Source organism: Virgibacillus sp. M23 (genome assembly GCF_034190895.1).
Taxonomy (GTDB): Bacteria; Bacillota; Bacilli; order Bacillales; family Amphibacillaceae; genus Virgibacillus; species Virgibacillus salarius.
Genome location: NZ_JAWDHA010000054.1, coordinates 15,698 through 28,758 on the forward strand (window position 1 = coordinate 15,698; position 13,061 = coordinate 28,758).

Annotated in this window: 10 protein-coding genes and 2 pseudogenes; 3 read left to right on the forward strand and 9 right to left on the reverse strand. The window is 35.2% G+C overall.

What is annotated here, in order from left to right:
* Positions 1-116: 116 nt before the first annotated feature.
* The 3 genes from RVS70_RS16905 to RVS70_RS16915 form a co-directional block, all read right to left on the reverse strand.
* On the reverse strand, positions 117-1,718 hold the full coding sequence (locus RVS70_RS16905) for an extracellular solute-binding protein (protein ID WP_121603859.1): 1,602 nt from the start codon (positions 1,716-1,718) through the stop codon (positions 117-119).
* Positions 1,719-1,805: 87 nt separating this feature from the next.
* Positions 1,806-2,711 (reverse strand): carbohydrate ABC transporter permease, encoded by a 906-nt coding sequence (locus tag RVS70_RS16910; protein ID WP_121603860.1) that lies wholly within the window; start codon positions 2,709-2,711, stop codon positions 1,806-1,808.
* A gap of 15 nt (positions 2,712-2,726) precedes the next feature.
* Positions 2,727-3,731 (reverse strand): ABC transporter permease, encoded by a 1,005-nt coding sequence (locus tag RVS70_RS16915; RefSeq protein WP_226983558.1) that lies wholly within the window; start codon positions 3,729-3,731, stop codon positions 2,727-2,729.
* A gap of 526 nt (positions 3,732-4,257) precedes the next feature.
* Between RVS70_RS16915 and RVS70_RS16920 the strand changes: the two genes are divergently transcribed.
* Both RVS70_RS16920 and RVS70_RS16925 read left to right on the forward strand, forming a co-directional pair.
* A complete protein-coding gene (locus tag RVS70_RS16920) occupies positions 4,258-4,485 on the forward strand; it encodes a hypothetical protein (RefSeq protein ID WP_026682545.1) in 228 nt (75 codons plus the stop codon).
* 261 nt (positions 4,486-4,746) lie between these two features.
* A pseudogene (locus RVS70_RS16925) lies at positions 4,747-4,947 on the forward strand (transposase); the annotation flags it as partial.
* Between the two features lie 370 nt (positions 4,948-5,317).
* On the opposite strand, the gene RVS70_RS16930 reads toward RVS70_RS16925, so the two are convergent.
* The 5 genes from RVS70_RS16930 to RVS70_RS16950 all read right to left on the reverse strand — a co-directional run bounded on the left by RVS70_RS16930 (position 5,318) and on the right by RVS70_RS16950 (position 10,694).
* Positions 5,318-5,857 carry a GNAT family N-acetyltransferase gene (locus tag RVS70_RS16930; protein WP_026682546.1) on the reverse strand — a complete coding sequence of 180 codons (540 nt, stop codon included), beginning with the start codon at positions 5,855-5,857 and terminating at the stop codon, positions 5,318-5,320.
* Positions 5,858-6,023: 166 nt separating this feature from the next.
* Positions 6,024-7,061, reverse strand: coding sequence for a sensor histidine kinase (locus RVS70_RS16935; protein WP_321134154.1), 1,038 nt, complete (start codon positions 7,059-7,061; stop codon positions 6,024-6,026).
* An 8-nt stretch (positions 7,062-7,069) separates the two neighbouring features.
* Entirely contained in the window at positions 7,070-7,735 is a 666-nt protein-coding gene (locus RVS70_RS16940) for a response regulator transcription factor (RefSeq protein ID WP_026682548.1), read from the reverse strand.
* A 24-nt stretch (positions 7,736-7,759) separates the two neighbouring features.
* Positions 7,760-9,925: an ABC transporter permease gene (locus tag RVS70_RS16945; RefSeq protein WP_121603863.1), complete on the reverse strand. Its 2,166-nt coding sequence runs from the start codon at positions 9,923-9,925 to the stop codon at positions 7,760-7,762.
* Positions 9,915-10,694, reverse strand: a complete 780-nt coding sequence (locus RVS70_RS16950; protein WP_321134157.1) for an ABC transporter ATP-binding protein — start codon at positions 10,692-10,694, stop codon at positions 9,915-9,917. Before RVS70_RS16950 ends, RVS70_RS16945 begins: the two co-directional genes overlap by 11 nt.
* A gap of 272 nt (positions 10,695-10,966) precedes the next feature.
* On the opposite strand from RVS70_RS16950, the pseudogene RVS70_RS16955 reads away from it, so the two are divergent.
* Positions 10,967-11,296 (forward strand): annotated as a pseudogene (locus RVS70_RS16955) (IS21 family transposase); the annotation flags it as partial.
* A gap of 288 nt (positions 11,297-11,584) precedes the next feature.
* On the opposite strand, the gene RVS70_RS16960 reads toward RVS70_RS16955, so the two are convergent.
* A complete protein-coding gene (locus tag RVS70_RS16960; protein WP_166530162.1) occupies positions 11,585-12,055 on the reverse strand; it encodes a hypothetical protein in 471 nt (156 codons plus the stop codon).
* Between the last annotated feature and the right edge of the window lie 1,006 nt (positions 12,056-13,061).

The window sequence follows — 13,061 nt, forward strand, 5'->3', positions numbered from 1 at the left end:
ACTAACTAATTAGTTATGTAAGAACGGCTCGTATGACATTCCAAAAAGACATACGAGCCATTGTTAAAGTACTTTACTATTCAACACGCATCTAGCTTATCCTATACATTTTTTTATTAACTATCCGACCATCTGTTATAAGCATCCTGATAAATTTCAATATATTCTTCGATTTGCATGTTTTCAATTGTCTTTACATATTCCTCCCAGTTTGATAATGATTCAACACCTGTTATGAATTTAGCTTCCATTTGCTCTACATAGGATTGCAAATCAACTTCGATCGTATTTGCCTTCTTCTGTTCTTCTGGTGATAAATAAACCAATGGATACGGAACCTCTGCATAAGGCGAAATTTTTTCATTTGTTTCTGCAGCAATAAATTTATCGAATTCAGATAAGGCTCTACCTTCTATCGGCCCACTAATTGTAGGGGGTGAAATCCCATAATCTGGGGTGATCGTGCCACGATAATCTTCTTCCGATTTAAAGCCTTCTGGTACCTCGCGATCAACCTTCTCCCCTCCTTCTTTATCCTTCCACTCCCACATGTAACCTTCAGGGCCACGATTCAAAAATTCGTAGCCTTCCTTAGAGTAAAAATAATCTATCCATCTAATAGAAGCTTCAGGACTAGGATTATTGCTAGTAATCGCAAACGTACCTCTCTGAATAGCAGGGCTTCTAGGGATAATTGCTTTATTTGAAATCGAGCTTGTTAGTGGTTGAAACATCGGATTATTCATTGCCTCTTCTTCAGATTCTCCAGTTGTAAAGAATGAAAAATAGTCAGGGAATACGCCAATTCGATTTTCTTGCCCTTTTGCCTTTTTTTGTTCATCTGATTGCGAAAAGGTCTCTGGATCTAATAATTCTTCTTCATAAAGCTTATTCATAAATGTTAAGTATTCTTTATAGTTTTCGGTAATTGGTGTATACCTTACCTTCCCGTCCACTTCCTCTATTCCCCATTCTTTCATTCCAAATGCTCCTAACAGCCATGGTCTAGAGCTATTCATTTTCACATCAAGAAGCGGAATTTCATCAGCCTTCCCATTACCGTTGGGATCCTCTGTCTTAAATCGCTTTAATAGTTGATAGAACTCGTCTGTTGTTTTAGGTAATTCTTTAACTCCTAACGCATCTAGCCATTTACCGTTATACCATAAAGGTCCTCGATACCAGCTAGAAGTAGGTCCTTCAGCAACGGTCGGTAGTGCATAAATATGACCATCTATTGTTGTTATCGATTTCTTTACATCTGGTCTTTCTTCTAAAAGCTTCTGCAGATTCGGAGCATGCTCAGCTATCAGATCTTCCAATGGTACTAATACACCCTGTTCACCATAATCTACTTCCATTGCTGGTGTGAAGTTACTTGAGCCTGCACCATAAATAATGTCTGCTATGTCGCCACTAGCAAATGCTAGATTTAGCTTTGTTTGAAAGTCATTTAACGGAGGTGTAATATACTCAAATTCCATATTTGTCATTTCAGCATATACTTGCAAGGTTGGCATATCACTCCACTCAGCGACACCAGTTCCAGGTGCCATCATGGACAGTTCAAGTTTTTCATCAACAATTGGAAAACCTTCTTCATTTACTTCGACATCAGTAGCCGAAGCAGACTCTTCATTTGTTTCTTTGGATTTACATGCAGCTAAAGTAACTACTAAAAGTCCAGTAATTAACAACAAATATACGATTTTTTTCATCCTACAATCCCCTTTCAGACATGTAATAGATTTCCTAAATGATAAGAAGTGGTCACCTCCTCGCGAATCGATATCACTTCATATTGATTAGCCCTTTAATGAGCCGATGAGAACACCTTTAACAAAATAACGCTGTAGGAAAGGGTAGACGATAATAACAGGAAGGGAAGAGACGATCATAACTCCATATTTAACGATAGCAGCAAGCTGTTGCTTACTATGCATTGCTTCTGCCATGCTTCCTGTCATGTTTGTATTTTGAGAGGCCATTTCCTGTAATACAAGTATTTCTCTTAGTACGAGTTGAAGTGGATACATTTCCTTATCCGATAAGTAGATTAATGCATTAAAGTAGCTGTTCCAATGTCCTACTCCATAAAATAATGCCATTACAGCAATAATTGGAGCGGATAGAGGTAGAATAATCTTTGTAAACAACTTAAAATTTGAGGCCCCATCTATTATTGCAGCTTCCTCTAACCCTTTAGGGATAGAAGTTTGAAAAAACACACGAGCAATTACAATATTCCAAACAGCGGCAGCATTTGGTAAAACCATTGCCCAAATCGTATCAATGAGTCCTAAGCTCTTAACAACTAAATACGTTGGGATTAATCCACCACTAAAAAACATGGTTAATACAAACATACCCATTAATAAATTTCTCCCTGCTAAATCTTTTCTTGATAGAGCATAAGCCGCTGGAATAGTAACTCCTAAATTAATGACGGTTCCTAAAACGGTGTATAGAATCGTATTTAAATATCCTCGCCAAATATCATCATTTTGAAATATTAACTTATATCCCTCTAGCGTTATTTCCTTTGGAAACAACCACATCTCACCAGTATTAACAGCTGATGGATTACTTATTGATGCACTAATAATGTAAATTAATGGATACAGCACAATCAATAATGCCGCAGTAAGAAATAATAGAACCAACGCTTTAAACGCCTTATCTTTTTTTGTATCTTGGATTGCTGAGCCCATATAGTCTGTCCCTCCCTACCAAAGACTAGTCTCACTTGTTTTTCTTGCAATTTGGTTTACCGTTACAAGTAGAATCGCATTAATGACTGCATTAAATAAACCGACTGCAGCAGCAAAACTATACTGTGCATCTAATAAACCTGCTTGATAGACAAATGTTGCAATAACATTTGAAGATTCAAGATTAAGTGGATTTTGTAGTAATAATATTTTTTCAAAGCCCATTGCCATAATATTTCCTACGTTCATTATTAATAAGATAATCATAGTGGGAACAATTGCTGGGATGTTAATATGCCAGATACGTTGAAATCTAGATGCTCCATCTACAATCGCAGCCTCATGATGCTGCGGATCTACACTTGATAATGCGGCAAGATAAATAATCGTACCCCAACCTGTACTTTGCCATACGCCTGATAATACATATACGGTTTTAAACCAAGCAGGATCACTTAAGAAAGCAATTGGTTCAAAACCAAGTAATTGTATAGCATGATTGATAATTCCTGTGGCGGGAGATAGAAAAGCAATTATCATACCAGCCATGACAACGACGGAAATAAAATGGGGCGCATATGTAACCGTTTGTACCGTTCTTTTATACAATCCATCCTTCGCTTCATTTAAAGCTAATGCTAAGATAATCGGTAGTGGAAAACCAACGATTAATTCATATATACTAATGCCTAACGTATTCTTAATTAAATCCCAGAAATAATAGGATTCAAAAAATCGAGTAAAGTGTTCAAATCCTACCCATTCGCTCCCCCATATGCCTAATGTAGGAATAAAATTCTTAAAGGCAATTTGCACACCATACATTGGGATATAATGAAAGATGAAAAAGTATAAAAACGCTGGCAGGACAAATATATATAGCTGCCAATTCTGTAGGATCTTTCTATTCTTTCGATGTTTTTTAGGTTTGTTAATCTTATTGCTTTTACTGAAAGCTTCACCCTCAACAGGGTAAGCCTGCATTTCTTCCTCTCTTAACGGAGAATTAGCTGTGCCCACGTATTTGCCCTCCTTCCAATTTAAGAAACTGCTTACATGTTATATTTTTCAGAAAATACAATCAATATGTGATTTTCATTATAGCTTGTCAGCCAGTTTGTACACATACCGTTTATCAAGGGGTTCACCAATTGTACTATGTTACATTTGTTTTAATATGTTCCGTTTTACATTTCATCGTTTTGATAAAGTGTATCGGTGGGGACAAAAATGTTTTAATCAAAAAAACAAACAACTAGAAATGATCGTTGCTATGAACTACTCAAGAAATATACTTCGCTTTTTTTCGTGGGACGCTCGTGCACTATGGGGTCTCACTAATGCCTTTCCTCCTGCAGGAGCACTAATCGAATTGCTCGACAAAATTTCAAATACTGGAGCCTATCCAAAAAACGTTATTGTAGAAGCATTCGGTGATTTTCATTTTTAACTCTTGTTTCAAATCTTGAGATGCTGAGACTTGGTGTAATAGAATGATTGTTTAGGCTTATAATTCCTCTTTATCTAACCGACAACAAATGGTGGCATGGCCAAACGGTTAAGAAATGAAATGAAGTTTTCAAAAAATTCATTATTAGCTATGGTGGTTGTATTATTATATAGTAGTATGACTTTATCTGTAGCAGAGAATGAGAACGTTTTAGATAAGCAAAAGAAAATTGGAAATGATGTAGATGTACAAGCAATGACAGACGAAGAAATTCGAGATTTACAAAATATAGAGAACAATTGTCAAAGAGATCAACGATCTTAGGAAATTAAACAAGATGGTCTTACAGAAATTCCAATGAAAAAAGAAGATAGTAAAATTAACTATACGCTTTAACAAATGAGGGTGAGTTATTCAGTAATCTTTAACCGATATTTATAATAAAAAGGGGCGAATAAATGGGTGAATTTCAAAAGCTTGAGGGTATAAAATACTTTGTGTAAATGAATGGAATGACAACAAAGAAGACCTTATCTTGATAGAATTGAGTTACCACACAAAATTCACAGAAAAGAGGTCTTCCCAATGAATCAGTTAACAACAGAAATTACGATGCACTAGTCAGAAACAAGATCTCACCGAGGTTTTTCGTACGCATAAATCACATAATGCTTCTTATTCTCGTAAGTTACACACTGAGTTTGGAGACCTAAATATCAAAATTCGATGGATCGTAATGGCGTGTTTAAGCAACAGACCGTAGCTTCGTATAAGCACTTATTGGATTTTAATTAAGCCCGAGCAACGTTAGAAGCGATGTTTGAACAATTACATGAGACGAAAGAGTAGGACTCGCCAGCGCAAAAATTTTGGTGTTTTCAACAGGGATAACCCTTTCAAAAACATCAAAATCAATCCTTCGAACAAGTGTATTTTAAATACAGAGTGACGATCTTTCCGAAAAGATTGGAAACTCATTTACAAAAAATATTGATGGTACCTTGCACATATCACTGCTTACTAACAATTTTTCATAAATTCGTATTCTTTTTTGATATAGTGCTAATTTCTATAAAGTTAAAAAAAACCACTATAGATTTGTGTGTTAAAAAATTGAAACAAACATTCATTAATGTGTATAACACACTTTTAAGGCTTAGTACTTAAAATACTCTCTCTCCAGAATAGAAAAATAGTATTGATCAACCCATTTATTTTGCCAAAAAAGCTCTTCCTTAAAAACAGCCTCTCTTCTCATACCAATATGTTCCATTAAAACTGCAGAGCGTTTATTATTTGAATTGCACATTCCAAATACTTTATGTGCGTCTAATTTTTCAAAAGCAAATCGCAATAACATTTTTGCTGCTTGGCTTCCGTAACCTTTTCCTCCATATTGGGGAAGTATTGCAAAGCCAATTTCCCAGCTCTTTCTATATTCACTATCGATCCATAATTGCGCTAAACCAATCGGTGTTTTATTCTTGTCTGTAGTGTTAGTAACTACAAAATCATAACTTATCGGATTTACCTTTTCTTCAATTTTTTGTATGTATTCCTCATGTATAACACCTTTATCTGATTCTACATACTCCTCAAAGTACCATAAATTTTCATCAGTCTCTATCCTGCATATAAAATCTAAATCATTGATTGATATCTTTGATAATAATAAATTTTCTCCGTACAGCTCCATTATAATCTCCTTAATAATTTCACCATTTTTTTTCGAATTCCTAATCACCTAAATTGTTCGTTATTTAAAATCGAACAACAATGTTGATTGCATATTTGTAAAGCCTGTATAGTACTGTTACCTAATTCATCACTATAGATAATCATATCAAGCTCAGTATGACAGCTTATTGTTTCACATTTGGAAATATTAGCGATATGATTAACCCCGAACCAAGCTCTGATTTTGCATCCAACTGAATTGCCAAATCATAAGCCATCTTGCTCACTAAGAAGAGTCCCATACCTGTCGATTGTCTTGTATAAGTACCTCTCCTTCCAGTAAAGCCCTTATCAAAAATAAATGGTAAATCCTCTTCATATACACCAGGTCCATTATCACTAATATTTAAAAAAGTTTGATCACTCACTTTGTCATAAACCGTTTCAAATTTCAAAATTGGACTATCCTCATTCTGTGGAACGTGTTTAGTACTATTAGCGATTATTTGTTCGAATATAAAAGCTAATCCTTTGCGGTCAGAAAAAATTTCCATTTCTTCACCTATGAATTGTATTTGAAAACCCGATTCATCTATTAGTGTTTGATGGTCTTCAATTGTCTTTTTACAAAATGCTAGTAAATTTATAGACTCAAAAATATAATCTTTATGAGTAGCCCCAAGTCTTGCAAAATACAAAATTCGCTCTACGTCTCCAAGCATTTGATTCCTAATATGAAGCATACGCTGCCTAACAAAGGGAGATATTTCATCACTGCGGTTATCTAATACCAATGTCATCAATGACAGGGGCTTTTTAATTTCATGAACCCATCCTTCTATATAATTTTCATAATCATTCAACTCAATGACTTGATCATTAAGTTTTGACTGATATGATCTTATGACACTTCCCATTCTACGGATATATGACCAATTTGTCTTAGGAGATAGCTGACATAATATTTCTTCGTTCGCCCCGTTCGGTTCTAATAAAAAATCTTGAAAGACAGCTTCTATAATTTTTTGCTTTCTAATGATGATGAATACGGACAACGATATCATTGTTAGAGTAAAAATAATCATTAGTCCTACTAACACCTTAAAGGTTTCTGGGTAAGCCAACCAGGCTAGAAAGATAAATAGAAGATCTGTAGTAATTAAAATAAGAAACCATAGTTTATAAGCATGAAAACAATCATAGATTTGCTTTATCCATTTCATGGTTTCACCTACCCCCTAAGTCGATAACCTTGACCCCTTATTGTCTCAATATGATTCTCCAAGTCTATTTGCCGTAGTGTTTTTCGTAAGCGAGTCAGATTTACTTGAAGAGCATTTTCATCTATATATTGCTCCGTTCCCCATAAAAGTTCACTTAATGTTGACTTGGATACAATCTCAGGTCTATGCTCCACTAGAGCCAATAAAATTCTTCCTTCATTAGCTGATAATAACAACGACCGAGATCCCTTATACAAAGTAAAGGTATTCGGGTCTAGCGAAAAACTGCCACCATCTACTAACTTTGGTTGCTCTTTAAATCTTCTGAGCAAGTTCTGAATACGCGCTAACAATCTATTTCGATTACATGGTTTTATGAGGTAATCATCTGCGCCTAAATGAAAACCATGTAATTCATCTTGTAACTTATCTCTAGATGTAAGAATCAATATGGGACCAATCCCTTTTGATTTTAGACTTTTGCATATTTCAAATCCTGATTGTTCCGGTAAATTGATATCTAATAAGACTAAGTCTGGTACCAAAGTAGCTATTTGAAGTGCTATATCTTGAAAATCTTCCATTGCTACCGCTTCATACCCTTCTTTTTGCAATATATCCATTAACTCTTCTCTCATTAATAAATCATCTTCAACAATTGTAATCCTCGCCACTTTAGCACCTCCTTTGACTTCTCCTTAATCGATATTTGGCTTCCAACGCAATTTATCAATTTCATGATCTGCTGAACGTGCTACTGCTACGCCATAAATCACAAAAATGCCGAGTACAAGACAGGCAAAGGTAAGGGCAATAGGATACAGTAACACTTGATCATCGAAGTAAATAATAACAAATGAAATCATAGCCCTTATGCCAACCGCTCCACTGACGCATGCGAGAGACATAGGTAACAGAAAAGTCAGCAACACCTGTCTATGCACCGATTGTTTCATTTGCTTACGTTTTGCCCCCAACACGGAAAGCGTTACATAGCGTTGTCCAGTCTGCTTCATCTGCGTCAAAAATTGTAAAGCTATTACCGTACAGGCAATAATTAAGAATAAGAATCCCAAATATAGTGTCGTATAACTTCCGGCAACAACGTAGAAAAGTTTCCGTCCAAAGTTTTGTAAATAACTTTCAAACTCGAAGCCTGAGGATTGTAATAAATCTCTAGCCTCCATCATTGCCTTCATTAAACCTTGCTGTTCTTGCAGCTTTTGTGGAATGCAAAAATTCCAATAAGACACATAGGTTTCCGTATCTAGTAATTGTTCAAACATTTGATCGGGGACGATAAATGCTGAGGTAATTTCTACGGAACGATCTGCTACTAATCCTCTCATTGGAATTGATGGGTGTATAAATACTTCCTGATCATTAATGCTCATTAAACTTTGCCTTTCTTCTAGAGCATCCTCAAGAATACGATCTAGTACAGGCATGCTTTCTACATCATCCATAGGCATAAAATCTGGATTAAAGTATAAAGCAATTTCATCTGAATCTAGGTTCAGTGGTGTCTCTCCTATCGCCTCTAAAAGCCCATTATAAGATGTTTCAGGAATGAGGTAGGGTTTTGTTGCATCGATTTCTAGTACCCCAAAAAGATTAAGTGCTTCAGGATTCTCTGAACTGATATCATAATATTGCATTTCTCCAGATAAAATTTGCTCTCTATAGTTGCTTGGCAAAGCCATAATTAGTTGCTCTCTTAATTTTGACCAGTCTACCAACGATAAAGGCAAGTCGTCTTCCCCATGTTCATCTTGATATTTCATTTGTCCAATTTCAAGAAAATTTAAGTCCTCTACATATGATACCATTTTTTCTGACGTAAGAAATTGCTCAGCCTTTTGATTATCGCTATTAACAGTAAAATCATAGATCGCGGGACCTCTAGTATAAACATTTTCTAACCCCATGATAGTCGAAGCACCATCTGTTAGCAAAATGATAGCGAGCATAATGAGAATCGATGTTACCGCAACAGAAGTAGATCGATTTGCTATGTTTTCTTGAAACTGCCTTAATGTAAATGTGTGCAGACCTTTCGTCGATTTACGCTCGGACATGCTTGCCAATAAGCCTAGTAATTTTGCAAATCCTCTCATAAAAAGGATTGTTCCTAAACTTCCGAGAGCCAATGCCGCGAACAAAATCAGTCCTGCAAAATCCATAAAACGGTATAAAACAATCCAATATGCAGCGCCTAATAAGATAGAACCTACTAATATATTGATAACGTTGCCTTTCAAATGCCCCATATCTTGTTTCTTATCCATTTGCTCATAAAGTAATTGATGTACCTCTTGATTAAATAATCTTCCCCCAAGAATGGCTAACGCTATAAACTGGATGAATAGAAAACCAACTATGGTAAAGAAAATCGCACCTACCGACAAGCTGATTTGATGACCGATAATTCCCTGCCCGACTAATTTAGATACCGTCAAGCTGATTATTTCTGCTAAAAATCCGCCTATCAAAATGCCTCCAATAAGTGCCAAAATAGAAGTAATAAACCCCTCGGCTAAAAGTTGAAGAATAAGGCGTTCCTTGCGCATTCCTAACATGAGGTAGAGCCCAAACTCTTTACTCCTTCGATTTAATTGGTACCGATTAGCAAATAAAGTTAAGAAAAATAATAAAAATAATGAAAATAGATACACAATTGGCATTTGAGCTAAAAGTTTATCAATCGCATCACTTTCAAACTCCTTTAAGAATAAAATAACATCTTGTCTCCCAAGTGAAAGAATGATATAAAACGAGGCTACTGCTGTTACAAGTGTTGCAAAGTAGATTAAATTCTCCTTACGATTTCGTTTAGCATTACGATAAATCAACCTAGAGAACATTTGCACTTCCTCCTCCAAACTGAGCTAGTAAATGCAAAATTCTCTCATAAAATTTCTCTTGTGACTCATCATGTTTGCGGCGCAGTTCATGAAATATCACACCATCTTGAATAAAAAGGATTCTAGAACAAAAACTTGCAGCATTAGGATCGTGGCTGACCATTAAAATTGTTCTTCCTCTACTTCTATTAATACCTTCCAACTTATTCATTAATGTTCTTGCAGAGCGTGTGTCTAATGCTCCAGTCGGTTCGTCTGCAAGAACAATGTCTGGATTAGAAATCAAACTACGTGCAGCAGCTACCCTTTGCTTTTGTCCTCCAGACATCTGAGATGGAAATTTATTAAGAATATCTGTAATTTCTAAAAAAAACGCTAGATCATCTAATTTAGTGTGTGCTTTTGCAAAATCTATCCCATGAATAGATAATGGTAATAGTATATTTTCTTGTCCAGTTAGATTATCCAGTAATTCAAAGTGTTGAAACAAATATCCAATTCGACTACCGCGATACTCGGCTAAATCCTTACTGTCAAAAGCACTGATGTTTTCACCATTTAAAAGTACACGCCCCGATGTTGGTTTTATTATTGTTGCAATACAGTTTAATAAAGTAGTTTTACCAGATCCACTTGGTCCCATTATTCCTAAGAATTCTCCAGGAAGAACATCAAAACTAACACCATTTAAAGCTTTTGTTATATTGTTTTTCTTTCCGTAGTTTTTTTGTAAGTCTTGAACTTCTAGTAATTTTCCTTGTCTGACCACTGTATCAAACACCTTCCTTATTATGCTATTTCGAAATTATAATCGAATTGAGTTATACACATTATAACCAGCATAAAAGACTAGAAACACTTACAAATATTGAAAGGAAAAATAAGAGAAGTTGCTTCGGTATTTTTTATCAATATAAATTGCACCTCAATAGCTCAATTATTGAAAGGCATTGCGTAGGGTACTTTATACAAAAGAACAAAGCATTCAACTCATTTCTAAATTAAATCCAATGATTACTCAAAATGAACGAGCAAACGGAAAAAGCTATTCCTGACCAGCCAATGGGAGAACAAATGCAGATTGATTTTGGTCATACAAAACAAAGAACACCTGACAATCAAGAGGTGAAGCTGAGCTTTATCGCATTTGTTTTGTCTAACTCGAGATACAAATATAAAAAATGGTTAGACAGACCTTTCACTACCCAGGATGTGATGGAAGCACATGAAGATGCATTTCGGTGGTATGGCGGAATCCCAAGAGAAATCGTTTATGATCAGGATAATTTAATCGTGGTCAGTGAAAATGGCGGGGATCTTATCTTAACGAAAGAGTTTGAACATTATAAGGAAACCAGGCGTTTAAACCTTCGTTTTTGAGATGGAGTTATATACAACATTCCAATTCGAAAAAATAATTTTTATCCTTTTGCCTAAAATTTATGTACTTATTCAAGGCATTTAGCGTAAAATTAATTTACGCAATAATTGTTCTTATTTTGATGCAGTATTACGGGTGGCGTCAAGAAAATGCGGATTTACAACGCTAAGCACATTTCCCTGACGCCATCCGAGAATAGACTCTTAAAATCGAGAATTAATTTTCCTGTAACTCTTTCACTTTTCTATAAAATGTTGTCTTTTTATCCTCTGTCGTAGTCAATGATTCTCATTATGAGAATCAAAAAGTATTAGATATGCAAAAAACTCAGGTGTTTCTTGATTAACATGAGATGTGTCGATTCCACGTTCGATAAGCATATCCACTTTTAGTTCTTCGCAATTGGAGGTTATTGCATTTAACTGGGATTCAATAATGACAAGTATTCTTTCATTATCAGATGCAATCCTCATATGATTGTAGTAATGATCACTTTTTTCATTTCTTACTACTTCATACGAAATGAAATTTAAGTTATCCAAGTTAGATTTTATAGGGTCGTTTTTGTGTGCATTAATATAGTTAAGGATTGTCATTTTTAAGAAAATAACTTCGGATTCTGATAATTCTGTTTCGGCAATATCTAATTTTTTTTGAAATGCGGAGATAACGTCATTAACTGATTGTAACGGTCGAATCCTATGGGAATATTGCTGCTTCAAATATGCTTTGTACTCATCATGATCCACGTAATCACCTCAATAAAAAAAGAAATAAGAGATGCTCTAGTGAACATCTCGATATTATTACTCTATAGCATATAATCGCATAGAGTACTTTAACTATACCAACAGTTACTTCTAATCTGTACCTTAGTTTCTTTAATCAATAAGTATAAAGTTTTATTGAATTGGCCATTGTCCAATAATATTCGTGGCACTCAACCAACCGGAGCTTGTTACATATACCATTAGACCAGAATCTGAGACTCTTACTTTTGTTTGGTTTGTTGGTACATTTGCAGTGCCGATATAAGTAGTGTGATAAGTAGATGCTATGCCAAAATTATAAGTTTTTGCTGGAAATGATTTATATACCGTACGATTAAGTACTGAGCTGTGCATGATATCCATTTTACTGAACTTTACAGCATTAGCAGCCTTATTCCCAGCATAAGTTAAGTATACATAAACTTGAGTAGAATTATCAGATGCTCTTATAAAAACTGGTGTAATCGTGCCTAGAGTTGCTTGAGTAGAAATTGAATCTTGAGATTCGTTGATATTGATTTGAGCTGGAGTACCGTCAGGATTTGGAGTGTTAAGTGTATTTTGAATAATTTCAAGATGTGCTGGAGTGATATTGTTTGACGTATTTTGTTGTACTGATTCTGCAAAAGTCGTGGATGAAGCTGAAAAAACAAGAAAAAACCCTTATAAAACAACGAATAATTTTCTCATAAAAAAATCCTCTTTTTAAATTTTTTGAGCGCTCTTATATTACATAATTCTACATATAAATCTAAAACCCTTTTAAAAAAGTAATAATTTTTAAAAAAGATAAATTGTTGAAGTATTTCGAATAAGAAAAGCCGGGCAAAAACCAGCCCGGTCCTTTCCTGTTTGCCGTAGCTAGAGCACATCCGATAGTTTGTATTCGTGTCCTTGTACTCCTTTATAATACTCCGGATACATTTCTCCTCCACATTGTTCACAGCTGAATCTTGGTGGCGTAGTTGGGTCTCCGCCATCCATC